The sequence below is a fragment of the Nocardiopsis synnemataformans genome (assembly GCF_965343085.1).
Lineage (GTDB): Bacteria > Actinomycetota > Actinomycetes > Streptosporangiales > Streptosporangiaceae > Nocardiopsis > Nocardiopsis alborubida.
Genome location: NZ_CBDRFA010000062.1, coordinates 1 through 23,970 on the forward strand (window position 1 = coordinate 1; position 23,970 = coordinate 23,970).

The following is a 23,970-nucleotide window of genomic DNA, read 5'->3' on the forward strand; positions in this document are numbered from 1 at the left end:
TTCCTCGGGCACGGCCGCCGCGAAGAAGGAAGCTCTGGAAGCGGTCGGCGTCAAGGTCGGCAAGACTCCCAGCGAGACCGCTCAGCTGGCGCGCGCGCTGTTCTGACGCGTTCCGGTACCGACAACGGCTCCGCCCCGCCGCTCAGCGGTGAGGCGGAGCCGTTGTCGTGTACGCCCCGCGCCAGCCGACCGCAGGTCAGGCGGAGCGGTGGCGGTGCCGGGCCACACCCACGACGACATGGGGGACGATCATCACGGCGAGGAAGATCCCCCAGCCGGCGAGGGCCTCGGTGCTTCCGTTCAGGACGGCGGGCAGGCCCCAGAACAGGAAGACGAAGCCGACCCAGGGCAGCACGCCCCACCAGGGCGCGGAGCGGCTCCCGGTGTCCGCGCAGCCCGAGCTGGCGGCCGGTGCGGCCTTCCCGTCCTCTCGACGGGGTTCGGGAACCGGTGCGCGCCCGTACTCGCGCCCCTGGCCGCTTCCGTGTCCGGAACCGGGGGCGCGTGTGTCCGTCGCGGGCAGGTCGTCGAAGAGGGGGACCAGGTCCGAGGAGGTGACGGCGCGCACCGCCAGGGAGACGCGCTCCTCGTGCTCGTCGATGTCCAGGCGCCCCTCCTCGAGGGCGGTGCGCAGTCTGACCAGGGCGTCGTCGCGTTCGGTGTCGGAGAGGCGGTAGGGGCGCTGGTACTCGGGGCCTGCCATACGGGACCGATCCGTTCGGGCTGGGGGGAGGAGCCTCATTCCCAGGATAGGACGGCCGGACCGCGGATCCGGTTCCGTCCTTCCGGGCACGACACGCGCGGCCGGGATACCACGGAGCATTCCGGTCCCTGGCAGCATAAGTCGGGTGAGTACGCCAGGATCTCCCCCCGACCGCGGCCGCCCCTCCCAGCGCACACGGTCCAGCGGTGCGGCGGAGCCCGACGCGGCCGTCGCGCCCCGACCCGTCTACGCGACCGGCGGGATCGCCGCGGCCACCGCCGCGGCGTTGGGGCTGGCCGTGATCGTCACCCTCACCATCATCGGGTGGGTGGCCGCGCCGCATGACACCTTCGGCGAGGACATCGTCGACATCCTCCAGGGTGCGGTGCTGGCCTGGCTGGTGGGCCACCACGTGTCGTTCTCGGTGCCCGACGGCCAGATCGCCCTGCTGCCGTTGGGGCTGGTGTTGTTGCCGGGGCTGCTGTTGTACCGGTCGGGACGGTGGCTGGCGCGCTCCTGCGACATCCCCCGCCTGCGGTACGTGTACCGGGCGGCGCTGGCGATCGCCGGGCCGTACGCGGCGATCGCGGGCACCCTGGCCCTGCTGGCGCGTACCGAGGCGGTCGAGCCGAGCATGCCGCGCGCACTGGTCATGGGGTTCGTCATCGCCTTCCTGGCCGGAGGGCTGGGGGTGCTGCGCCAGCTGATGCGCGACAAGGAGGTACCCGCCCGGGACCTGCTGCGGCTGATGCCCGCCCGGTCGCGCTCCCTACTGGTGGGGATGCTCGCCTCCACGGGAACGCTCCTGCTGGGCGGGCTGCTGTTGTTCCTGGTGGCTCTGGGGATGAGTCTGTCCGAGGTCGTCGAGACGACCCGGGTGCTCGGTCCCGGCCTGGTGGGCGGTGCGCTGCTGGTCGTCGTCCAGCTGGCCTACCTGCCCAACGCGGTGGTGTTCGCGGTCTGCTACGCGCTGGGCCCGGGGTTCGCGGTGGGGGCGGGGACCGTCGTCGCGCCGACGGGGGTTTCGGTGGGGGCCCTGCCGATGCTTCCGATGCTGGCCGCGCTGCCGTCGAACGGGGCCGCACCGGTGGCCTCGCTGCTGGCGTTGGCGGTGCCGTTCGTGGCGGGGGCGGTGGGTGGTGCCCTCACCCAGCGCAGTGCTCCGGACGTGGTCAGTGAGGCCGCTCCACTGTGGGGGTTCGTGTGCGGGGTGACCACGGGGTTGCTGTGCGCGGCGCTGGCCGTGATGGCGGGTGGGCCGCTCGGCGGTGAGAGGCTGAGCGAGGTCGGGCCGTCGGCGTGGCAGGTGGGCCTGGTCGCCGCCCTGGAGGTGGGCGTGGCCGCCGCCGTCGTGGCGTGGGTGGCCAACTGGTGGTACACGCGCGGGCGGCGTCCGTCGGCGCGCAGGGCTTCGCGTTCGGCGACCGAGCGTGAGCGGGGCCCCGCGAAGGACGCGGCGCCTTCCGCGAAGGACGAGACGCCCGCCAAGAGGGACACGGCGCGCCCTGTCAAGGCCGTGACGCGCCCAGCCGAGGAGGGACCGCGGGCCCGGCCGGAAGTGGAGCTGCCCCCGGACGTGCCGGTCGGTGAGGGCCTGGCCACGGTCACGCCGCTGCGCCGCCGTGAGGAGGAGGCACGGCCGGACCCCGACCGGGACGCTCCACGGGACGAGGTCCCCGAGGACGAGGGGCCGGACTCGGGCCGGGCTGATCGGGCAGCCGAACGTGCGGAGCGCAAACGTGAGCGCCGGGAGCTGCGCAGGCAGCGGCGTGAGGAGCGCAGGGCCGGGCGGGCCGGAGGCGGGCGCTGGTGGCGTCGCGGGTCCGCCGAGGACGAGGAGTCCGAGGAGATGTACGGAATCACCTACGAGGCCGAGCCCGACGAGGTCGACACCCCACAGCGGTGAGACCGCGGGGCCGGGGCGGGGCGTGGAGGGCCAGAAGCGGCGGGTCCGTCACCGCACGGAAGGGAGCGCCTCCGGCTGACGGGGTCGTAGCCGTAGGGCTGCGGGGCCGAACGCGACCGTGCGTGGGCCGCCCCGGCGTTTCCGGTGCGGCCCACGGTGTCGCTGGGCGGTGTTCGTGGATCTGTGCCCCGGCCCGCGCCCGGACGCCCTCACGTCGGGAACCCGTTCGCGGCAGGTCCTAGGCGTTCTCCTTGGGCGCGGTCTTCCTCTTCTGCGGTTCGAAGATGGAGTTGACCAGGTCGGTGCACCACTTGAGCAGTTCCAGGTCCCGCAGCGGCCTGCCGCCCAGGCCGCCGGACTTGGGCACCGGCACCAGCAGGGTCCGGGTCGCCTCCTTGCGGATCGACTTGGGGTGCAGGCGCCGCAGTCGCAGCTCCTGCGACTCGCGCAGCTCCACCGGGGCGAAGCGGATCTGGTTGCCCTGCATCACCACGTCCGAGAGACCCGCGGACTTGGCCAGAACCCGGAACCGGGCCACCGCCATGAGGTTGTCCACCTGCTCGGGCGGGGTGCCGTAGCGGTCGGTGAGCTCCTCGTAGGCGGCGAGGATGTCCTCCTCGCTGGTGACGCTGGCGATGCGCTTGTAGGACTGCAACCGCAGCCGCTCACCCGGCACGTAGTCGTGCGGGATGTAGGCGTTGATGGGCAGCTCGACCTTGGTCTCGATCTCCTTGACCGCGTCCGGGTCGCCCTTGAGTTCGGCCACGGCCTCGCCGACCATGCGCACGTACAGGTCGAAGCCCACACCCGCGATGGTCCCGGACTGCTCCGCGCCCAGGATGTTGCCCGCGCCCCGGATCTCCAGGTCCTTCATGGCCACGTACATGCCCGCGCCGGTCTCGGTGTGCTGGGCCACGGTGGCCAGCCGCTCGTAGGCGGTCTCGGTCAGCGGCCTCTCCGGCGGGTAGAGGAAGTAGGCGTAGGCGCGCTCGCGCCCGCGGCCCACCCGGCCGCGCAGCTGGTGCAGCTGCGACAGGCCGTAGGTGTCGGCGCGGTCGATGATGAGGGTGTTGGCGTTGGGCACGTCCAGGCCGGACTCGACGATGGTGGTGGAGACCAGCACGTCGAAGTTCTTCTCCCAGAAGTCGACCATCACCTTCTCGAGCTGCTGCTCGTTCATCTGGCCGTGCGCGTACGCCACCCGGGCCTCGGGGACCAGGCGCTGGATGCTCGCCGCCATCTTGTCGATGGACGCCACCCGGTTGTGCACGAAGAACACCTGTCCCTCGCGCATCAGCTCGCGGCGGATGGCCGCGGTGATCTGTTTGTCCTCGTAGGGCCCCACGAAGGTGAGCACCGGGTGACGCTCCTCGGGCGGGGTGAGGATCGTGGTCATCTCGCGGATGCCGGTCAGGCCCATCTCCAGGGTGCGCGGGATGGGGGTGGCCGACATCGCCAGCACGTCCACCTGGGTGCGCAGCCGCTTGAGCGCCTCCTTGTGCTCCACACCGAAGCGCTGCTCCTCGTCGATGATGACCAGGCCCAGGTCCTTGAAGCGGGTCTCCGAGGACAGCAGCCGGTGCGTGCCGATGACCACGTCCACCTCGCCAGAGCGCAGCCCCTCGCGGGTGACCTCCACCTCGCCGTCGGTCTGGAACCGCGACATCGGCTTGACGGTGACCGGGAAGGAGGCGTACCGCTCGGTGAACGTGGACAGGTGCTGCTGCACCAGCAGCGTGGTGGGCACCAGCAGGGCGACCTGCTTGCCGTCCTGCACGGCCTTGAAGGCTGCGCGCACCGCCACCTCGGTCTTGCCGTAGCCGACGTCGCCGCAGATCAGCCGGTCCATCGGGACCGACCTGGACATGTCCTTCTTGACCTCGTCGATGGCGGCGAGCTGGTCGGGCGTCTCCACGTAGGGGAACGCGTCCTCCAGTTCGCGCTGCCACGGGGTGTCGGCGCCGAAGGCGTGTCCGGGGGAGGCCTGGCGCGCCGAGTACAGCCGGATGAGGTCGCCGGCGATCTCCCGGACCACCTTGCGGGCCCGGCTCTTGGCCTTGCTCCACTCGGCGCCGCCCATCTTGGACAGCGTGGGCGCCTCACCGCCCACGTACCGGGTGACCTCGCCCAGCTGCTCGGTGGGCACGAACAGGCGGTCGCCCGGCTGACCGCGCTTGGAGGGCGCGTACTCGATGAGCAGGTACTCGCGGGTGGCGCCCTGCACCTGGCGGCTGACCATCTCCAGGTAGCGGCCCACACCGTGCTGCTCGTGCACGACGTGGTCGCCGGGCTTGAGTTGGAGCGGGTCGACGGTGCCGCGCCGCCTGCTCGGCATGCGCCGCATGTCCCGGGTGGAGGACCTCTGCCCGGCCAGGTCGGTCTCGGTGAGCACCACCGTGTGCACCGACCGCAGCAGGAACCCGTGGTCGACCAGGCCGGTGGTGACGGTGGCGACCGCCTGTCTGGGCTGCTCGGTCAGGTCCGCGGCCAGGGAGGCGCCCAGCCCGGCGTCGCGCAGCATCGCCACCAGGCGCTCGGCTGGGCCGTGCCCCTGGGTGACCAGGACGACGCTCCAGTTGTCGTGCAGCCACCCCTTGATGTCGGCCAGTGCGCGCTCGGTGTCGCCCCGGTAGGACTCGGAGGGCACCGCGCCGACGACGACGGCGTCGTCCTCCTCGGCCGCGCCGCCCGTCTCGTCCGCGGCGAACGGGGTCAGCCCCCACCAGGGCAGGCCCAGCTCGGTGGCGGTGGAGCGCAGTTCGGAGATGGACATGTAGGCGGATCCGCCCAGGTCGATGGGCGCCTCTCCGCCGGAGGCGGCGTTGATCCACGACGCGTCCAGGAACTCGGCGCTGGTGGCCTCCAGCTCCACCGCGCGGGTGCGGATGCGCTCGGGGTCGCAGCCCACCACCATCGCGCCCTCGGGCAGGTGGGCCAGGAACGGCTCCATGCGCTCGGCGAGCACCGGCGCGAAGGCCTCCATGCCCTCCACCGCGACGCCGTCGGCGATCTTGTGCAGGATCTCGGCGAGGGAGGGGTGCTCCTCGGCCAGTGCCCGCGCGCGCCCGCGCACGGTGTCGGTGAGCAGCAGTTCGCGGCACGGTGGCGCGAACAGCCCGGAGGAGGCGCTGGTGCGCAGGGCCCCGCCGCCCTCGGAGGACTCGATGGAGCGCTGGTCGGCGACCTGGAAGTAGCGGATGTCCTCGACGGTGTCGCCCCAGAACTCCAGCCGCAGCGGGTGCTCCTCGGTGGGCGGGAACACGTCCAGGATGCCGCCGCGCACCGCCATGTCGCCGCGCTTCTCGACCAAGTCCACACGGGCGTAGCCGGTGTTGGCCAGGGCCTGGACGACCTCCTCCAGGGGCGCCTCGTCGCCGGGGCGGATGCGCACCGGCTCCAGGTCGCCCAGCCCGGACACCAGCGGTTGCAGGACGCTGCGCACGGGGGCCACGACCACGCGCAGCGGGGTGGTCAGCGGGTCGGAGGGATCGGGGTGGGCCAGGCGGCGCAGGACGGCCAGCCGCTGGCCGACGGTGTCCGAGCGCGGGGAGAGCCGCTCGTGCGGCAGCGTCTCCCACGCGGGGAAGAGGGCCACCGAGTCCTCGGGCAGCAGGCAGCCCAGGGCGTCGGCCAGGTCGGAGGCCTCGCGCTCGGTGGCGGTGACGGCGAGCACGGGCCGCTGCGCGCCCACGGGGGCGTCGGCGGCCAGCGCCCCCACCATGAAGGGGCGCAGCGCCGCCGGGGCGACGAGGTCGAGATGGGGATCGCGGCCGCCTCGGGCGGCCTCGATCGCGCTGTGCAGTGCCGGGTCCCTGGAGACGTCGGCGAGAAGTCCAATGAGGCTCATAGCACCAGAAAGTGGAAGTGGTCCGGATCAGGCGGTGGTGGTCGCGGCCTGCACGGGAAGAAGGCGGCTGCGTGAGTGGACGCCCGGCACCTTTCAGACTATCGAGTCCGGCGGTCCGGCGCGGGCGGGGTGTGGACAACCGGCGACACGGGGTTGCCCCGTGCCGCCCGCGTCCCCGGCCTGGTGGCGCGGGCGGCGGCGCACCGGGTAGAACCGTCTCCGAACTGCTTCTATTCCGTCCGACACGGTGCGCGGGCGGGTCGTCCCGTGCCCGCGGCATACGCTGGGTGCGTTTGCCGGACCGCCCGAGGAGAGGAAGCGCGTGGTGAGTGCCAACAGGCGTGGGAGTGCGCCGCAGGGCAGCGTGGGGAGCCCGGACGCCCCCGTCTTCGCCCCAGGTCCGGACGGGCTCGCCCACCTGGAGCTGATCCTCAACGGCGCCTACCCGCTGCCCGGTTTCATGACGCGGGACGAGGCGGGGTCGGTGGAGCGGGACGGCCGCCTGCCCGACGGGCGTCCCTGGCCGGTTCCGGTCACGCTGGAGGTGCCCGAGGAGCTCTCCGGAGCCGACCACCTGACCCTCTCCGACCCGGAGGGGGCGCCGCTGGCCGGGCTCGACGTCACCGAGCACTGGCGGGACGCCGGGGGCCGTCACCTCCTGGCCGGTTCCGTGACCCTGCTGCGCCCGCCCACCTACGGCGTGCTGCGCGAGCTGCGGCCCTCGCCCGCGGAGGTGCGGGCCCAGCGCGAGCTGGAGCCCTCCGAGCGCCCCCTGCTGGCCGTGGTCACCGACCGTCCGCTGCACCACCGCGCCCTGCACCAGGTCCGGGCCGAGGCCGACGCGCTGGGCCTGGTCCACGGCGAGGGCGGCCGCGCCGACGTGCTGGTGATCGTCGACACCGGCCTGGAGGACGAGGGCATGGCCACGGCGGTGCTGGCCGCCGGGCCCCTGCTGCCCGCGCGCACCTCCTTCGTGGTGTGCACGCTGCCCAGGAGCACCGACCGCTCCCGGGGCCTGTTCGGCGGGCCGTGGGGGGCGCGTGAGGTGGGTCTGGCCGCGCACGTGGCCGCGTCCTACGGCGCCACCCACATGCTGGCGGTGACCGGCGGGGACGGCCCCGACGTCGAGCGGGTGATGGCGCTGCGCCCGCCCCTGACCGTGCTGGACCCCGAACCGTGGCGCTACCACTCCTCCGACGGGCTGTGGCTGCCCGTGACCCGGATCGACCCGGCGTCCGCGCGGTCCGAGCTGACCGACGAGCAGGTGGAGACCGAGTTGGCGCACGGGCGCGAGCTGCCCTCCTGGTTCACCCCGGCCCGGGTGGGCGCGGCGCTGGCGCGGCTGCGCCCGGCCCGCACCGCGAGGGGGCTGACCGTGCTGTTCACCGGCCTGTCGGGCTCGGGCAAGTCCACGATCGCCCGGGGGGTGTGCGACGGAATCCGCAGGTCGGGGCGCCCGGTGACCCTGCTGGACGGCGACGTGGTGCGGCGCATGCTCTCCAGCGGGTTGACCTTCTCCCGCGAGGACCGGGAGCTCAACATCCGCCGGATCGGCTACGTGGCCTCGGAGATCACCCGGCACGGCGGGGTCACGGTGTGCGCGCCGATCGCCCCCTACGCCAAGGGCCGGGCGGAGGTGCGCGCGATGGTGGAGGAGTTCGGCGACTTCTTCCTGGTGCACGTGGCGACCCCGCTGGAGGTGTGCGAGGCCCGCGACCGCAAGGGCCTGTACGCCAAGGCGCGGGCGGGGGGGATCCCCGAGTTCACCGGGATCTCCGACCCCTACGAGGAGCCGGACGACGCCGACCTGGTGGTGGACACCGAGGACGTGGACCCGGCCGAGTCCGTGGCCCGGGTGATGTCGGCCCTGCGCGCGGGCGGCTGGCTGCCCGAGCACGACGGCTGAACGGCGGCGCGAACAGTGGAGGACGAGTGTTGAACGATCCCCGAGACCCCCAGGACGTGCGGGACGGACGGAGCGGGAGGGGCGGCGCCCCGCCGGTCGGGCACCGGGTGCTGCGCCTGGTCGAGGTGATGGACACCCTGCGCCGGGAGTGCCCGTGGGACCGCGACCAGACCCACGGGTCGCTGGCCAAGTACCTCATCCAGGAGGCCTACGAGGCCCTGGAGACGATCGAGGAGGGCGACTTCGCGCTGCTGCGCGAGGAGTTGGGCGACGTGCTGCTCCAGGTGGTCTTCCACGCGGCGGTCGCCGCCGAGCGGCCCGAGGGGGATCCGGCGCGGTTCACGGTGGACGACGTCGCCGACGCCATCATCGACAAGATGACCCGCCGCCACCCGCACGTGTTCGGCGGGGTCGAGGTGTCGGATGCCGACGAGGTGGGGTCCAACTGGGAGGCCATCAAGGCCGCCGAGCGGGCGGAGAAGGCCCGGGCGGTGGGCGGCGACGGGCGCAACTCGGTCCTGGACGGGGTCCCGTTCGCCCAGCCCGCGGTACTGCTGGCCGACGAGTTGCAGAGGAGGGCGGTGCGCAACGGCTTCCCCGCCGACCTGGTCGGCGACGACGGGGCCGAGGGCGGGGAGCTGTTCGCGGCGGTGGCGGCCGAGCGCGGTCGGGGCCGTGACGCCGAGACCGACCTGAGGGCGGCGGCCCGCCGGTTCGACGCCCGTGTGCGCGCAGCCGAGGACGCCGCCCGCGCGGACGGCAGGGAGCCCCGCGAGCTGTCCGGGCAGGAATGGCGGACCTACTGGGACAAGGCGGGCGAGGCCTGACGGGCGGGTCCGCCGGGCACCGGTCCGCGTCAGGCCCCGGCGGGTGCGGGGGCGTCCAGCTCCAGGGCCTCCGACGCCCGTGACAGCCGGTTGTCGAAGCTTCCGAGGGAGGACAGCAGCGGGGCCAGCCGGAGCAGGAGGTCGCGCGCCAGCAGCGCCGGTCGGGTGCGCGGGAGCAGGAACGCCTGGCCCCGGTCGGCGATGTCCTGGTTGGCCGCCACGAACGGCCTCATCCGGGCCTCGTAGGCGGCCAGCGCGGCGCCGTGGCCGTCGTTGCGGGCGAGTTCCTGGGCCAGGACGTAGGCGCCGACCATGGCCAGGCTGCTGCCCTGCCCCGACATGGGGGTGGGGCAGTACCCGGCGTCCCCGAGCAGGGTCACGCGCCCGGCCGACCAGCGGTCCATGCGGATCTGGGCCACGGAGTCGAAGTAGAAGTCCGGGGCCCGCTCCATCGCGCCCAGGACGCGGTCGGCCTCCCACCCGTGCCCGGCGAAGGTCCGGCGCAGGAACTCCCTCTGCTCCTCGGGCGGCCTGCGGTCGACACCGTTCTCCTCGGGCACGGACAGCGCCAGCATGGCCTTGGCCCCCTCCGCTCGGGGCGTGTGGTACATGGCCACGAGCCGCCCCGGGGTGTTGAACAGCACGGCCTCGCGGTCCAGTCCCGGGTGGTTGGGCACGGTGAAGATGCTGATGTAGCTGCCCAGGAAGCGGCGGTGGGAGGCCTCCGGGCCGAACGCGAGCCGCCGGGTCGTGGAGTGCAGGCCGTCCGCGCCCACGACGAGGTCGAACACGCGCGGCCCGGCCCGCTCGAAGGTCACGCGGACTCCGTCCCCCTCCTGCTCGAACGCGGTGACGGAGTCCCCGTACAGGTACTCGGTGTACGCGGTGGTCGGTGCGTGGACCAGGCGGACCAGGTCGCCGCGCAGCAGCTCCGCGGAGCGGTCGTCGGCGGTGAGCGCGCTCGCCTCGAAGCCGCCCCTGCGCCTGCCGCGGGCGTCCACGGTCGTGGCTGTGGACATCTCGGTGGCCGAGGCCCGGATGCCGTCGAGCACCCCCATGCGCTCGGCGACGTCGAGGGCCGTGCCGCGCACGTCGATGGCGTAGCCGCCCGTGCGGGGCGCGGGGGCGCGTTCGACGACGGTGGCCTCGATGCCGTGGTGGTGGAGCCAGTGGGCGAGGGTCGGCCCGGCGATGCTCGCGCCGGAGATCAGGACGTTGCGTACGGCGGTCATGGCGTTCTTGCTCCTTCGGGTGCCGTTGTCCCCACGCTAGAACGCTACTTACCGTGCGTCAAGTAACTTACCGATCGACAAGTAAACTACCGGCCGGAAGGTCGCCGTTAGACTCGTCCGACCAGGTGGCGAGGGAACGGAAGTGACACGGGTGCCCAGAGCGCAGAACGACACCAAGGCGGAGATCCGGGCGGTGGCCCTGGAGCTGTTCGCCCGGAAGGGATTCGAGAAGACCAGCCTGCGCGAGATCGCCGAGCGCCTGAACATCACCAAGGCCGCGCTGTACTACCACTTCCCCTCCAAGAACGACCTGCTCACATCGCTGGTCAGGCCCCTGGGCGAGGACATGGAGGCGCTCTTCGCCAGGTACGGGGACCGCGGCGGGGCCGCCGACCCGCGCGCGCTGCTGGGCGACTACTTCGACGTCTGCGTGCGCCACAGCGCCCTGCTGCTCGCCGTCCTCAACGACCTGGGCGCACTGGCCGACGTCGGCCTGGTCGAGTCCGTCATCTCCTGGCGCCGACGCCTGGACACCCTGCTCGTGGGGCCCGAGGGCGGCGTGCCCGCCCGGATGGGCGCCGTGATCGCCCTCGGCGGCATCCAGGACCTCTCGGTCATGTTCTCCGCCGAGGAGGCCGCCGACCACCGCGAACGCGCCATCGACATCGCCATGGCCGCCCTGGAGTCGGGCATGTCCGATATGGACTAGACCAATTCCGCCGGGTGCACGCTCCTTTCCCGGTGCGGGGTCGCTAGTCTCGTGTCGGGTCCTGAACCAGTGGTCCGAGAAACCCCAAGAGACGGAGAGAGACCGTGGCGTCCATCGAGGCAGTACAGGCGCGGGAGATCCTTGACTCCCGGGGCAACCCGACAGTCGAGGTCGAGGTTCTGCTCGACGACGGAACCATCGCGCGCGCGGGCGTCCCCAGCGGCGCCTCCACCGGCCAGTTCGAGGCGGTCGAGCTGCGCGACGGCGGCGACCGCTACGGCGGCAAGGGTGTGACCAAGGCCGTCACGGCCGTCAACGACGAGATCGCCGACGAGCTGCTCGGCCACGCCCCCGACGAACAGCGCATCATCGACCGCGCGCTCATCGACCTGGACGGCACCCCGGACAAGTCCCGGATCGGCGCCAACGCCATCCTGGGCGCCTCCCTGGCCGTGGCCAGGGCCGCCGCGGCCGAGGCCGGGCTGCCCCTGTTCCGCTACATCGGCGGCCCCAACGCGCACGTGCTGCCGGTGCCGATGATGAACATCCTCAACGGCGGCGCGCACGCCGACAGCAACGTCGACATCCAGGAGTTCATGGTCGCGCCGATCGGCGCCCCGACCTTCTCCGAGGCCGTCCGCTGGGGCGCCGAGGTCTACCACGCCCTCAAGTCGGTCCTCAAGGCCCACGGCCTGGCCACCGGCGTGGGCGACGAGGGCGGCTTCGCCCCCAACCTGGACAGCAACCGCGCCGCCCTCGACCTGATCGTGGAGGCCATCGAGAAGGCGGGCTACACCCCGGGCACCGACATCGCGCTCGCCCTGGACGTGGCCGCCAGCGAGTTCTTCAGCGACGGCGTGTACACCTTCGAGGGCAAGGCCCGCTCCTCGGAGGAGATGGCCGCCTACTACGCCGAGCTGGTGGAGGCCTACCCGCTCGTCTCGATCGAGGACCCCCTCGACGAGGAGGACTGGGAGGGGTGGAAGAAGCTCACCGCCCAGCTGGGCGACAAGGTCCAGCTCGTGGGCGACGACCTGTTCGTCACCAACCCCGAGCGGCTCCAGCGCGGCATCCTGGCCGACACCGCCAACTCGCTGCTGGTGAAGGTCAACCAGATCGGCACCCTCACCGAGACGCTGGACGCGGTCTCCCTCGCCCAGCGCAGCGGTTACACGGCCATGATCAGCCACCGCTCCGGCGAGACCGAGGACACCACCATCGCCGACATCGCGGTGGCCACCAACGCCGGGCAGATCAAGACCGGCGCCCCGGCGCGCAGCGAGCGGGTCGCCAAGTACAACCAGCTGCTGCGCATCGAGGAGGAACTCGACGACGCCGCCGTGTACGCGGGCGTGTCGGCCTTCCCGCGCTTCGCCGCGCGCGGCTAGTCTGCCCCAGTGTCCCGCGAATCCGAGCAGCAGCGTCCAAAGGCCAAGAAGGCGGCCAAAGCCGACAGGCCCGAGCGCCGTACTGCCCGGAAGACGGGACCCTCCGGCACGGGCACGGGCCGCACCCCCCGGGTGCGGCCCATGCTCACCAGCCGAGCGGCCATCCTCGCGCTCGTGATGTGCGTGATCGCGCTCAGCCTGGCCTACCCGCTGCGCGAGTACATCGCCCAGCGCGCCCAGCTCGCCGAACTCCGGGAGGAGCGCGCGCGCATGGAGCAGAGCGTGCGGGACCTGCGCCAGCGCGAGGAGGAGATGACCCAGGACTCCTACGTGGAGCGCGAGGCCCGCGTCCGGCTGCACTACCAGTACCCCGGCGAGACCGCCTACATCGTCATCCCGCCCGACTCCGAGGACGAGGACGAGGCCGACACCGGTCCCAGCGAGCCCTGGTTCACCGCCCTGTGGCGCTCGGTGGAGGAGGCCGACAGCCCGCCGTCCGACGACGGGCTCTGAGCCCTCCGTGTGCCCTCAGAGCAGGGCGCCCGCGGCCCACGCCCCCGCCGCCAGCGCGACCAGCGCGCAGCCCCCGGTCAGGGCCGCGTAGCCGCCGGCGGCCAGAGCGCGCCCCTCCCGGACGAGGGAGAGGACCTCGTGGGAGAACGTCGAGTACGTGGTCAGCGCGCCGCAGAACCCGACGGAGAGCAGGGCCCACAGCCGGGGGGAGACGGTCGCCGCCCCCGCGGCGCCGACCAGCAGGCCCAGCAGCAGTGTGCCCGCGACGTTCACGGTGAACGTGCCCCAGGGCAGCCCCGCGCCGACCGCGCGGGAGACGGCCCGGTCCACCAGGTAGCGCAGGGCCGCGCCCGCGCCGCCGCCCAGGCCGACGAGCCACACCTCCCAGTTCACGACCGCCTCCCACGTCCCAGGGCGCGGACCGCGCGCCCCGTGGCCCACGCGCCCAGGGCGGTTCCGGCCACCGCCCCGACCAGCGTGAGCGCCATGTAGGCCGCGGCCTCGGCGACCCGCCCGGACGCCGCCAGCGTCCCCGTGTCCAGGACGTGGGCCGAGTAGGTGGTGAACCCGCCCAGGAAGCCGGTGCCGAGCAGCTGCCTGACCCAGGGCGGCGCGGGCCGGGGACCGGCGACGGCCGTGACCAGGACACCGATGAGCACCGAACCCGCGAGGTTGACGGCCAGGGTGGCCAGCGGCAGCCCGCCGTCGGGGGTCGGCCAGGCCTGCGCCACCAGGTGGCGGGCCACCGCCCCCGCGGCCCCGCCGCAGGCGGCGATCCCGGCCATGGCGGCCACGTCCCGCGCACGGAGGGGGACAGGTCCGGGCGGGGTACTCACGTCGACGTCTCCCCTCGGCGGCTCCGGCGCGCGGGAACCGGTGTGGTGGTGTGCGCTGACGGCCCGCGCCCGCCTGTCCGCGGCGAGGACCCGCGCGCGGACCGCCGGTGGACCGTCCGCGCCCGCGGGTGCGCGTGCGGCCCTATGCTGGGTGCGCCATGACTTCCGCAGATCAGCCCGCGCCCGGGCACGCCGCCGGGCGCCCCGCCCCGGTCGCCGGGCGCGACACCGCCGCCGTCGAACTCCAACTGGGCCGCCCGCCGCGCGGCGTACGCGCGATCGCGCACCGCTGCCCCTGCGGCCTGCCCGACGTGGTGCGCACCGCGCCCCGGCTGGAGAGCGGCGAGCCCTTTCCGACCCTGTACTACCTGACCTGCCCGCGCGCCGCCTCGGCCATCGGCCGGATGGAGAACGAGGGCCGCATGCGCCGCATGCAGGAGCGCCTGGGCGAGGACCCCGAGCTCCGGGCCGCCTACACCCGGGCGCACGAATCCTACCTGGCCGAGCGCGCCGAGCAGGCGCGGCTGGACGGCGTCGAGCCGCTGCCCGAGGGCATGCAGAGCACCGGTGGCATGCCCACCCGGGTCAAGTGCCTGCACGCGCTGGTCGCCCACGAGCTGGCCGAGCCGGGGACCAACCCCTTCGGCGCCGAGGCGCTGGAGGAACTGCCGCACTGGTGGGACAGGGGCCCGTGCGTGTGTGTCGACGAGGACGCCCCCGGGGGCGACGAAGGGAGCATGCCATGAGCGGTGTCGCGGCCATCGACTGCGGAACCAACTCCGTCCGACTGCTGATCGCCGACGTCGTCCACGTGGGCGACGACGAGGTGCAGGTGGTCGACGTCGACCGGCGCATGGAGATCGTGCGCCTGGGCGAGGGCGTGGACGAGACCGGGGCGTTCGCGCCCCAGGCGCTGGAGCGCACCTTCGAGGCGCTGCGCGGGTACGCCGAGGCCATCGAGGCGCACGGCATCGCCCTGGGCCCGGACGCGGTGCGCATGGTCGCCACCAGCGCCACCCGGGACGCGAGCAACCGCCAGGTCTTCGTCGACGGCGTGCGCGACATCCTCGGCGTGGAGCCCGAGGTGGTCACCGGCCTGGACGAGGCCGAGCTGTCCTTCGTGGGCGCCACCGCCGAGCTGGAGGCCGAGGGCCCGGGCGAGGACCTGGCCCCGCCGTTCCTGGTCGTGGACATCGGCGGCGGCTCCACCGAGTTCGTCCTGGGCGGCGCCCTGTCCGGGGACGACGGCGGCGAGCTGGTCCGCGCGTCGCTGTCGGTGGACATCGGCTGCGTGCGCATGACCGAGCGCCACCTGCGCGGCGACCCTCCCACGGCGGAGGAGGTCGCGGCGGCGACCGCCGACATCGAGGCCGCGCTGGACGAGGTCGAGCGGGTGGTCCCGCTGCGCGAGGCCGCCTCGGTCGTGTGCGTCGCGGGCACCGCGACCACGGTCGCCGGTATCGCCCTGGACCTGTCCGAGTACGACCCCGAGCGCATCCACCACACCCGCGTGGGCGTCGCCGACCTGGAGCGCATCACCGGGGAGCTGCTCAAGGCCACCTCGCGGGAGCGGTCGCTGATCGGCGTCATGCACCCGGGCCGGGTGGACGTCATCGGCGCGGGCGCGCTCGTGCTGTCCCGGGTGCTCGCCCGCACGGGAGCCGACTCCTTCACGGCCAGCGAGCACGACATCCTCGACGGCGTGGCCTGGAGCCTGGTCGTGTGACACCGCCTCCGGGAGGCGCCCCGCGGGGCGCCTCCCGGAGCGCGTGCAAGGGCTCCCCGGGTGAGACGTGTCACCTCCCAGGGGCCTTGTGAATGCTTTCACAACTGCTTTGACCTGCGAAAACGCCGGTAAGGTGAAGCGGGAAGTGGTCGGAAGGTGAGCCGGTGTGAACCTTCTCTGTCGGCGGGGGCTTGTGAAAGAATGCACAAGCGGAGGGACGAAGCACCTCGTTCCGACCCGGGCGGCACCCCGCCGCGACCGCGGCGCGGGCGACCGAAGACCGTGACGACCTCGCGGCCCCTGGGAAGGGGCACCACACAGAAGAACCGTTAGGGCGGAAATGCGATGACCGAGAGCAGGAACTACCGGCTGGTACACGGCGGAGGGGACGACGCGGAGATCCCGCACATCCTCATCGTCGGTGGCGGTTACCTCGGGATGTACACCGCGAGGCGGCTGGAGAAGAAGCTCGGGGCGGGCGAGGCGCGGATCACCGTCATCGACCCGAACTCCTACATGACCTACCAGCCCTTCCTGCCCGAGACCGCGTCCGGCAGCATCTCGCCCCGACACGTGGTCGTCCCGCTGCGCAAGGTCTTCAAGCGGGTCCGCGTCCTGGGCGGCAGGGTCGTGCGCATCGACCACGCCGACCGCACGGTCCGCTACGAGCCCAACGTCGGCGAGGCCGAGACCCTCGCCTACGACTACCTCGTCATGGCCGCCGGAGCGGTCTCGCGCACCCTGCCCATCCCCGGCCTGGCCGAGTGGGGCATCGGGATCAAGACGGTCGAGGAGGCCGCCTTCCTGCGCAACCACGTCCTGGACCAGCTCTCCATCGCCGACTCCACCGACGACGAGGCCATCCGTCGCAAGGCGCTGAACTTCGTCTTCGTCGGCGGCGGCTTCGCCGGGGCCGAGGCCATCGCCGAGCTGGAGGACATGGTCCGCGACGCCGTGCGCCACCACCCCTCGATCGGCCTGGAGGACGTGCAGTTCTACCTCATCGAGGCGGCTGACAAGATCCTTCCCGAGGTCGGCCCCGAGGTCGGCGGCAAGGCGCTCAACCAGCTGCGCCGCCGCGGCATCGACGTCCGGCTCAAGACCTTCCTGGAGTCGGCGGCCGACCAGCACATCAAGCTGAGCGACGGCACCGAGTTCGACTCGGGCACACTGGTGTGGACCGCGGGCGTCAAGCCCAGCCCGGTCGTGGCCGCCAGCGACCTGCCGCTCGGCCCCAAGGGCCACCTGGACACCAGCGAGTACCTGGCCGTCAACGGCGTGGAGAACGCCTTCGCGGGCGGCGACAACGCGCAGGTGCCCGACGGCAACGGCGGCTACTACCCGCCCAACGCCCAGAACGCGGTCCGCCAGGCCCCGGTCCTGGCCGACAACGTGATCGCCGCCCTGCGCGGCACCGAGCCCAAGGCCTACCGCCACAAGAACCTGGGCGCGGTCGCCGGGCTCGGCGTCCACAAGGGCGCCGCCCAGCTGTTCGGCAAGATCAAGCTCAACGGCCGCCTGGCCTGGTACGCGCACCGGTCCTACCACCTGTTCGCGGTCCCGACCTTCAACCGCAAGATGCGCGTGCTCTCGGACTGGACGCTCGCCCTCTTCCTGCGCCGCGACTACGCCGCGCTTCCGGAGATGGCCGAGCCCCGCCAGGCCTTCGAGGAGGCCAGCCACCCGCAGATCGAGGACGGTCGCCTCCGCAGGGTCAGCTGACCGGACGGGACGCGCCGGCGGGCGCGACCTCCGCGACAGGCGCGCGAAACGACCGGCTTCCCGGAGGGGAGCCGGTCGTTTCCTGTCCCAATGCGGCCAAGCCAAGTCAAAGTGGGCAATCAGCCCGCCCGGTATGATGGGCCACGCCCTCGTAGCCCAATGGAAGAGGCAGGCCCCCTAAAAGGGTCACAAGTGTCGGTTCGAGTCCGACCGGGGGTACCCACGGCACCAGTCCCGACGACGCCTGCTCACCGAGCGGGCGTCGTGTGTTTTCCGAGGTGGACGCCGCCCCGTGGTGCTCCCGCCGCCCCGGCCACACCGCTCTGGGCCCCTGCCGCCCTGTGCCCCCGTTGGCCTGTGCTTCTGTTGCCCAGGGGCCCGCAGCCCCGTGCGCCCCTCGGGTGGCGGCGGGCCCTCAGGGCGTCGGTCCCTGCTGCGGTCCCTGCTGCTCCATCAACAGCTGCAACTGCGTGAACAGGCGCTCGCCGGGATCCCCCAGGTCGATCCCGCTCACCGACGCCGCCCGGCGCACCCGGTACCGCAGCGTGTTCGGGTGGATGTGCAGCCGCTCCGCCGCCGCCCGCGCGTCCCCGAACGCCTCCAGGTAGGCCAGCAGGGAGTGCACCAGGTCGGCGCCGCCCGCACGGTCGTGCTCGATCAGCCGGCTCACCCGCGGGTCCCGCAGCGACGGGTCCTCGCGCAGCCGCGCCAGCGTCTCGCTGACCAGCACCCGAGAGCGCACGTCGGAGATGGTCGCCACGTCCCAGCCCGGACTCCGGTCCGGGGAGCGGTCCATCGCGTCCAGGACCCGGTCCGCCTCCGCACGCGAGTCCGGTACGTCCCCCAGCCGCTCCACCAGCGACCCCACCGCCGCGTGCACCTCCAGTCCCAGCGCCGCGCGCGCCGCCGCCACCGTCTTGCGGGTCAGCGCCAGCACCGACTGCTCCACCCCGCGCCGCCCCTCCCGGGCGCGCGCCAGATCCGGCAGCAGCACGTAGACCCGCCCGCCCAGCGCGGTCACCAGGGCGCTGCGCCGGTAGGCCGCGGTGTGCACCGACACCAGATCGATCAGCTGGCGGCGGCGCAGCTCGCGCTCGGGCCGGTCGGGGCGCTCCTCCGCCGCGCCCACCGACCCTCCGACCAGAGCGAACGCCACCACCAGCGCACCCCGGTCGGTGCGCACCTCCACGGTGTCGGCCAGCGCGCTGGCGTCGATCCGCCCCTCCAGAAGGCTCGACAGCAGGTCCTCGCGCAGCCGCAGTCCCGCGCTGGCCTGCGTGCGCTGGCGGATCATCTGCAGCGCGGTGGTGCGCGCCGCGCCCAGCAGGGCCTCCTCCGCGTGCTCGGCCAGCGGCCGGTCCCCCTCCTGCACCCAGATCGCGCCCAGCGGCTGGCGCCCCGCGTGGATGCCCACGGCCAACCGGCGCCTGATGCCCAGGTCGGGGTGTTCGTCCACCCGCACCACCTCCTCGCCCGCGCGCAGCTTGGCGAACACCCCCCACTCGCGCAGCAGCGCCAGGTACGACTCCGGGCCGCGCCGCCCCAGCACCGACAGCCGCCGCAGCTCGTCCACCTCGGCACCGCTGGAGTAGGCCAGCACCCGGCTCGCCGCGTCCTCGATGCTCACCAGCCCGCCCGTGAGCCGGGCGATGGTCTGCGCCATGGAGAACAGGTCGCCGCCGGACTCGCTCAGGTCCTCCGAGGCGGTCAGGCGGGCGTCGTCCAGGATGGACCGGCACACCGACTGCAACTGGTCCCAGCGCACCTCGGGGCGCACGGCGAGCAGCGCGATCCCCGCCTCCTGTGCCTCGGTGCGCAGCGCACGTGCCTCGTCGCCGCCCCCGGGCCGGGGGCGGCCGGGCCGCGTCCCCGCGGGCGGCGGCAGCACCTCCTCCGGCGCCGCGTGCGCGCTGGTCTTGACGGCGACGGCCGTGGCGCCCTGCTCGGCCAGCGTCCTGACCAGGCGCCGCGCGGAGGCGCCCCGCGCCCCGATCAGCAGCACCAGGTCCCCCTCGCGCGCCTCCGTGCGGTCCTCCGGGTCGAGGATGACGACGTTGTCCACCTGGACATCGAGTCCGTCCGGGGCTGCGGCCACGTCCACGACGGGATCGCCGAGGGCCAGCAGTAGCCCGCGCAGGGGCAGGCCTGTGGTCCTGTCATCGGCTGAACCAGCCTGAACAGGCGGAACCTCCGGCCTCGGTGTCGGTCGGGGTGCCCCGCCACCGGATGCGGGGGGCGGGTCTGATGCTGGGCGGTCATTACTCATGTGTGTCCCATTTTGTCCTGGAGAACAAATAAGGCGGGCAAAGAGTGGCCTGGTCCACAAGGTTCGCACGCCCTGGTTCTGGGAGCGTTGAGTCAGCCAACCCTGCTTGTTTCAGGGACATTCTTCACCGGGAAGGTGCCCATGGACGCCGTGACCAACGTCCCTCTGCCGCAGAACGAGCCGGTTCTGTCCTACGCGCCCGGCAGCGCCGAGCGCGAGGAGCTCGTGGCCAAGCTGGAGGAGCTCGGCAGCCGGAGCATCGACCTGCCGATGCGCATCGGCGGCGAGAGCCGCATGGGCGGCGGCGAGCCCATCGACGTCGTACAGCCGCACCGCCACGCCGCGGTCCTGGGCACCATGCGCAACGCCACCCGTGAGGACGCCCGCGACGCCGTCGCCGCCGCCAAGGCCGCCGCCCCCGCCTGGCGCGCGATGTCCTTCGACGACCGCGCCGCCATCCTCCTGCGCGCCGCCGAACTGCTCTCCGGCCCCTGGCGCGCCACCATCAACGCCGCCACCATGCTCGGCCAGTCCAAGACCGTGCAGCAGGCGGAGATCGACTCGGCCTGCGAGCTGATCGACTTCTGGCGCTTCAACGTCTCCTACGCCCGCGACCTGATCGCCCAGCAGCCGCTGAGCGTCAAGGGCGTGTGGAACCGCATGGAGCAGCGCCCCCTGGAGGGGTTCGTCTACGCGATCACCCCCTTCAACTTCACCGCCATCGCGGGCAACCTGCCCACCGCCCCGGCCCTGATGGGCAACGTGGTCGTGTGGAAGCCGTCCCCGACCCAGCAGTTCGCCGCCGAGCTGACCATGCGCCTGCTGGAGGAGGCGGGCATGCCCCCCGGCGTCATCAACATGGTCACCGGTGACGGCCTCGCCGTCTCCGACGTCGCCCTCAACGACCCGGAGCTGGCCGGTGTGCACTTCACCGGTTCGACCAGGACCTTCCAGCACCTGTGGAAGAGCGTGGGCGAGAACATCGCCAACTACCGCTCCTACCCGCGCATCGTCGGCGAGACCGGCGGCAAGGACTTCATCGTCGCCCACTCCTCGGCCGACCCCGAGGTCCTGCGCACCGCCATCGTGCGCGGCGCCTTCGAGTACCAGGGCCAGAAGTGCTCGGCCGCCTCGCGGGCCTTCGTCGCCCGCTCGGTGTGGGAGCAGGTCCGCGACGACCTCGTCGCCGAGACCGAGGCCCTGACCATGGGCGACGTCACCGACCTGTCCAACTTCGTCGGTGCCGTCATCGACCGCCGCGCCTTCGACAAGCTGGCCAAGGTCCTGGAGGACGCCAAGTCCGACCCGACCCTGACCGTCCTGGCGGGCGGCACCGCCGACGACTCCGTCGGCTACTTCGTGCGCCCCACCATCATCGAGGGCACCGACCCGTCCCACGACGTGTTCCGCACCGAGTACTTCGGACCGGTCGTCGCCGTCCACGTCTACGAGGACGAGAAGTTCGACGAGGTCCTCAAGGTCGTCGACGAGGGCTCGGCCTACGCCCTGACCGGCGCCGTCCTGGCCCGGGACCGCGCCGCCGTGGCCAAGGCCAGCGAGGCCCTGCGCTTCGCCGCGGGCAACTTCTACGTCAACGACCGCCCGACCGGCTCCATCGTGGGCCAGCAGCCCTTCGGCGGCGGGCGCGCCTCCGGCACCAACGACAAGGCCGGTTCGGCGCAGAACCTGTCCCGCTGGTCCAGCCCGCGCGCCATCAAGGAGACCTTCGTCGCGCCGACGGTCTCCTCCTACCCCCACCAGGGCTGACGGCGGTTCCCGGGCCCCCTCCCGTCCTGAGGGGGCCCGGAGCCCGCCCGCATCCACCGGCGCGGCCGGAACGAACCCGCCGCGCCCCGTCCGCGCCAGCCCACCGGCTCGCGCACGTCCTTCCCGAGGTCACCATGCTTCGCAAACCCCTGCTGCTCGCCGCCAGGTCCCAGACCTGCCGCACCATCGTCGAGCGCACTCCCGTCACCCGGGCCATGGTCAAGCGGTTCGTCGCGGGCTCCACCCAGGAGGAAGCGCTCCCCGTGGTCGGGGAGCTGGCCCGGGACCGCCACGTCACCCTGGACTTCCTGGGCGAGGACACCACCGACACGGCCCAGGCCGAGGCGACGGTGACCGCCTACCGGGACCTGCTGGCCGCGCTGGGCGAGGCGGGTCTGGCCGAGCGCGCCGAGGTCTCGGTCAAGCTCTCGGCCGTGGGCCAGTTCCTCAACAGCGACGGCGAGAAGATCGCCCTGGACAACGCCCGCCAGATCGCCGAGGCGGCCCGGGCGGTCGGCACCACGGTGACCCTGGACATGGAGGACCACACCACCACCGACTCCACGCTGGGCATCCTGCGCGAACTGCGCCAGGACTTCCCCTTCGTGGGCGCGGTGCTCCAGGCCTACCTGCGCCGCACCGAGGCCGACTGCCGTGACCTGAGCGGGGCCGGTTCGCGCGTGCGCCTGTGCAAGGGCGCCTACGACGAGCCCGAGTCGGTGGCCTTCCGAGACAAGGCCGAGGTGGACAAGGCCTACGTGCGCGCGCTGCGCGTGCTGATGGAGGGCGAGGGCTACCCGATGGTGGCCTCGCACGACCCGCGCATGATCGCCATCGCCGGTGCGCTGGCCGCCGCCAACGGCCGCGGCGAGGACGGGTTCGAGTACCAGATGCTCTACGGCATCCGCGACGCCGAGCAGGTCCGGCTGGCCGCCGAGGGCAACCGGATGCGGGTCTACGTGCCCTACGGCGACGAGTGGTACGGCTACTACATGCGCCGTCTGGCGGAGCGTCCGGCGAACATGCTCTTCTTCGCCCGGTCCCTGGTCACGCGCGGTTGACACGGTCGGCGCGGCCCCGCCGCGCCGTGTCTGAACAGTGACCTTGCCCGTGGAACTCCGGATGAGGCGCGTACGTTACCTTGTGGGCAGCAATCCACGCGTGAAAGGGTCTTGACTAGACATGCGGATGCGGAGTTCCAACCCCGTCCTCAAGCGGGCGCTCCAGCAGGCCGGTCCTGCCGGGAACGCCCAGCGGGGGCTCAACGGCCAGCCGGGTTACGGCTACGGTCAGCAGCAGGGCTATGGCCAGTCGGGGTACGGACAACCGTACCCGCAGCAGGGCTATGGCCAGCCCTACCCCCAGCAGGGTTACGCTCAGCCGTACCCCCAGCAGGGCTACCCCGGCGGCCCGGTGCAGAGCGCCGACAGCCAGCCGATGACCATCGACGACGTGGTCGTGCGCACCGGTATGACGCTCGGTGTGGTCGCGGCCTTCGCCGTCGTCAACTACTTCCTCTTCAGCTCGGCTCCGGGCATCGCCGTGGCGCTCACCCTCGTGGGCGCGCTCGGCGGCCTGGTGCTGGGCCTGGTGATCTCCTTCAAGCAGATCACCAACCCCGTCGCCATCCTGAGCTACGCCGCCCTGGAGGGCCTGCTCGTCGGCGGCATCTCCGCGATCCTGGCCACCAGCCTGACGGCCACCACCGGTGACGCCGGTGCGGGCGGCACGCTCGTGACCCAGGCGGTACTGGGCACCGTCGTGGTGTTCGCCGTGATGCTCGCCCTGTACAAGTTCCGCATCATCAAGGTGACCGACGGCTTCGTCAAGGTCGTCACGTACGCGGTGCTCGGCGCCGCGGCCCTGATGCTGGTCAACTTCGTGGCCAGCTTCTTCATCGCGGGCGGCATCGGCCTGCGCGAGCCCAGCCCGCTGGGCCTGCTCATCGGCCTGGTGTTCGTGGTCCTGGCCGCGCTGACCCTGGCCGTGGAGTTCCGCGGCATCGAGGAGGGCCTCAACGCCGGCATCCCCAACAAGTTCGCCTGGCAGTTCGCCTTCGGCCTGACCGTCTCCCTGGTCTGGCTCTACATCGAGATCCTGCGCCTGCTCTGGATCATCAAGTCGATCTTCGCGGAGTAGTCCCCGGCCGACGCGCGGAGGTCTCCTGCGGTCGCCCACGGCGTCCGCACACCCACGCGAGGGGCCGCCACCCGGATATCCGTCCGGGCGGCGGCCCCTTCGCCGTGGTCGGCGAGCCCGCGGCGCGCTCAGGCCTTCCCGCGCCGGGGCGCGGGGATGGAGCGGTTCCTGCGGCGGCGGTCGTACTCCGTCACGAGGGCCTGCGCGTACCACTGGGGCAACTCGTACTCGTCGGCGAGCCAGTTCGACCGGTCCTGGCAGCGCACCAGGCCCGGCCCCCCGTCGAGGGCGTCGAACCACTCGTGGAGTTCCCGGCCGGTGACGACCGGGATGCGTTCGATGAGCTTGGCGTGGATCTCCGGCGAGTGGGTTACCGACATGGGCACCTCCGGCAGCGCGTTGGCGTGTGGCACTTACCTGCGACCCTGCATCAGGATCACGTTGTGGACAAGCCCCGGTCACCAGCTTTTACCTTGCCGGTGT

Annotated in this window: 19 protein-coding genes, 1 tRNA gene and 1 pseudogene; 14 read left to right on the forward strand and 7 right to left on the reverse strand. The window is 72.8% G+C overall.

The window, feature by feature from the left end:
- Nucleotides 1-106, forward strand: a pseudogene (locus ACSIH6_RS28430) (succinate--CoA ligase subunit alpha); the annotation flags it as partial.
- Nucleotides 107-196: 90 nt separating this feature from the next.
- Here the strand turns inward: ACSIH6_RS28430 and ACSIH6_RS28435 are convergent.
- Complete coding sequence (locus ACSIH6_RS28435; RefSeq protein ID WP_435111413.1) at nt 197-703, reverse strand: DUF1707 domain-containing protein; 507 nt, start codon at nt 701-703, stop codon at nt 197-199.
- 145 nt (nt 704-848) lie between these two features.
- Between ACSIH6_RS28435 and ACSIH6_RS28440 the strand changes: the two genes are divergently transcribed.
- Nucleotides 849-2,609 (forward strand): cell division protein PerM, encoded by a 1,761-nt coding sequence (locus tag ACSIH6_RS28440; protein ID WP_435111414.1) that lies wholly within the window; start codon nt 849-851, stop codon nt 2,607-2,609.
- Nucleotides 2,610-2,847: 238 nt separating this feature from the next.
- On the opposite strand, the gene mfd is transcribed toward ACSIH6_RS28440, so the two are convergent.
- Nucleotides 2,848-6,456, reverse strand: coding sequence for a transcription-repair coupling factor (mfd, locus tag ACSIH6_RS28445; RefSeq protein WP_435111415.1), 3,609 nt, complete (start codon nt 6,454-6,456; stop codon nt 2,848-2,850).
- Between the two features lie 322 nt (nt 6,457-6,778).
- On the opposite strand from mfd, the gene cysC reads away from it, so the two are divergent.
- Both cysC and ACSIH6_RS28455 read left to right on the forward strand, forming a co-directional pair.
- Complete coding sequence (gene cysC / locus ACSIH6_RS28450) at nt 6,779-8,362, forward strand: adenylyl-sulfate kinase (protein ID WP_435111416.1); 1,584 nt, start codon at nt 6,779-6,781, stop codon at nt 8,360-8,362.
- 128 nt (nt 8,363-8,490) lie between these two features.
- The gene (locus ACSIH6_RS28455; protein ID WP_435111449.1) at nt 8,491-9,189 is read left to right on the forward strand and encodes a MazG family protein; all 699 of its coding nucleotides are present in this window, start codon (nt 8,491-8,493) and stop codon (nt 9,187-9,189) included.
- 29 nt (nt 9,190-9,218) lie between these two features.
- Here ACSIH6_RS28455 and ACSIH6_RS28460 read toward each other — a convergent pair whose 3' ends face one another.
- Nucleotides 9,219-10,421 (reverse strand): FAD-dependent monooxygenase, encoded by a 1,203-nt coding sequence (locus tag ACSIH6_RS28460; protein ID WP_435111417.1) that lies wholly within the window; start codon nt 10,419-10,421, stop codon nt 9,219-9,221.
- Between the two features lie 151 nt (nt 10,422-10,572).
- On the opposite strand from ACSIH6_RS28460, the gene ACSIH6_RS28465 reads away from it, so the two are divergent.
- The 3 genes from ACSIH6_RS28465 to ACSIH6_RS28475 all read left to right on the forward strand — a co-directional run bounded on the left by ACSIH6_RS28465 (nt 10,573) and on the right by ACSIH6_RS28475 (nt 13,031).
- Nucleotides 10,573-11,130 carry a TetR/AcrR family transcriptional regulator gene (locus tag ACSIH6_RS28465; RefSeq protein ID WP_435111418.1) on the forward strand — a complete coding sequence of 186 codons (558 nt, stop codon included), beginning with the start codon at nt 10,573-10,575 and terminating at the stop codon, nt 11,128-11,130.
- Between the two features lie 104 nt (nt 11,131-11,234).
- On the forward strand, nt 11,235-12,518 hold the full coding sequence (eno, locus tag ACSIH6_RS28470; protein WP_248773543.1) for a phosphopyruvate hydratase: 1,284 nt from the start codon (nt 11,235-11,237) through the stop codon (nt 12,516-12,518).
- Between the two features lie 141 nt (nt 12,519-12,659).
- Nucleotides 12,660-13,031 carry an FtsB family cell division protein gene (locus tag ACSIH6_RS28475; RefSeq protein ID WP_435111450.1) on the forward strand — a complete coding sequence of 124 codons (372 nt, stop codon included), beginning with the start codon at nt 12,660-12,662 and terminating at the stop codon, nt 13,029-13,031.
- A 15-nt stretch (nt 13,032-13,046) separates the two neighbouring features.
- Here the strand turns inward: ACSIH6_RS28475 and crcB (ACSIH6_RS28480) are convergent, their stop codons facing one another.
- Together crcB (ACSIH6_RS28480) and crcB (ACSIH6_RS28485) are read right to left on the reverse strand one after the other, a co-directional pair.
- Nucleotides 13,047-13,424, reverse strand: a complete 378-nt coding sequence (crcB, locus tag ACSIH6_RS28480; RefSeq protein WP_435111419.1) for a fluoride efflux transporter CrcB — start codon at nt 13,422-13,424, stop codon at nt 13,047-13,049.
- Entirely contained in the window at nt 13,421-13,867 is a 447-nt protein-coding gene (gene crcB, locus ACSIH6_RS28485; protein WP_435111420.1) for a fluoride efflux transporter CrcB, read from the reverse strand. The genes crcB (ACSIH6_RS28480) and crcB (ACSIH6_RS28485) overlap by 4 nt, the downstream gene beginning before the upstream one ends.
- Before the next feature lie 158 nt (nt 13,868-14,025).
- On the opposite strand from crcB (ACSIH6_RS28485), the gene ACSIH6_RS28490 reads away from it, so the two are divergent.
- The 4 genes from ACSIH6_RS28490 to ACSIH6_RS28505 all read left to right on the forward strand — a co-directional run bounded on the left by ACSIH6_RS28490 (nt 14,026) and on the right by ACSIH6_RS28505 (nt 17,534).
- On the forward strand, nt 14,026-14,613 hold the full coding sequence (locus ACSIH6_RS28490; RefSeq protein ID WP_435111421.1) for a DUF501 domain-containing protein: 588 nt from the start codon (nt 14,026-14,028) through the stop codon (nt 14,611-14,613).
- Nucleotides 14,610-15,593: a Ppx/GppA phosphatase family protein gene (locus ACSIH6_RS28495; protein ID WP_435111422.1), complete on the forward strand. Its 984-nt coding sequence runs from the start codon at nt 14,610-14,612 to the stop codon at nt 15,591-15,593. Before ACSIH6_RS28490 ends, ACSIH6_RS28495 begins: the two co-directional genes overlap by 4 nt.
- Nucleotides 15,594-15,938: 345 nt before the next feature.
- Nucleotides 15,939-17,315 carry an NAD(P)/FAD-dependent oxidoreductase gene (locus ACSIH6_RS28500; protein ID WP_435111423.1) on the forward strand — a complete coding sequence of 459 codons (1,377 nt, stop codon included), beginning with the start codon at nt 15,939-15,941 and terminating at the stop codon, nt 17,313-17,315.
- A 145-nt stretch (nt 17,316-17,460) separates the two neighbouring features.
- A tRNA-Leu gene (locus ACSIH6_RS28505) sits at nt 17,461-17,534 on the forward strand.
- 196 nt (nt 17,535-17,730) lie between these two features.
- On the opposite strand, the gene ACSIH6_RS28510 is transcribed toward ACSIH6_RS28505, so the two are convergent.
- The gene (locus ACSIH6_RS28510; RefSeq protein WP_435111424.1) at nt 17,731-19,581 is read right to left on the reverse strand and encodes a helix-turn-helix domain-containing protein; all 1,851 of its coding nucleotides are present in this window, start codon (nt 19,579-19,581) and stop codon (nt 17,731-17,733) included.
- A gap of 141 nt (nt 19,582-19,722) precedes the next feature.
- Between ACSIH6_RS28510 and pruA the strand changes: the two genes are divergently transcribed.
- From pruA to ACSIH6_RS28525, 3 genes are all read left to right on the forward strand, one after another.
- Nucleotides 19,723-21,348, forward strand: a complete 1,626-nt coding sequence (gene pruA, locus ACSIH6_RS28515; protein ID WP_150252716.1) for an L-glutamate gamma-semialdehyde dehydrogenase — start codon at nt 19,723-19,725, stop codon at nt 21,346-21,348.
- 134 nt (nt 21,349-21,482) lie between these two features.
- Nucleotides 21,483-22,409, forward strand: a complete 927-nt coding sequence (locus ACSIH6_RS28520) for a proline dehydrogenase family protein (RefSeq protein ID WP_435111425.1) — start codon at nt 21,483-21,485, stop codon at nt 22,407-22,409.
- 121 nt (nt 22,410-22,530) lie between these two features.
- Nucleotides 22,531-23,487: a Bax inhibitor-1/YccA family protein gene (locus ACSIH6_RS28525; protein WP_435111426.1), complete on the forward strand. Its 957-nt coding sequence runs from the start codon at nt 22,531-22,533 to the stop codon at nt 23,485-23,487.
- A 128-nt stretch (nt 23,488-23,615) separates the two neighbouring features.
- On the opposite strand, the gene ACSIH6_RS28530 is transcribed toward ACSIH6_RS28525, so the two are convergent.
- The gene (locus ACSIH6_RS28530; protein ID WP_435111427.1) at nt 23,616-23,867 is read right to left on the reverse strand and encodes a DUF4287 domain-containing protein; all 252 of its coding nucleotides are present in this window, start codon (nt 23,865-23,867) and stop codon (nt 23,616-23,618) included.
- Nucleotides 23,868-23,970: the final 103 nt, after the last annotated feature.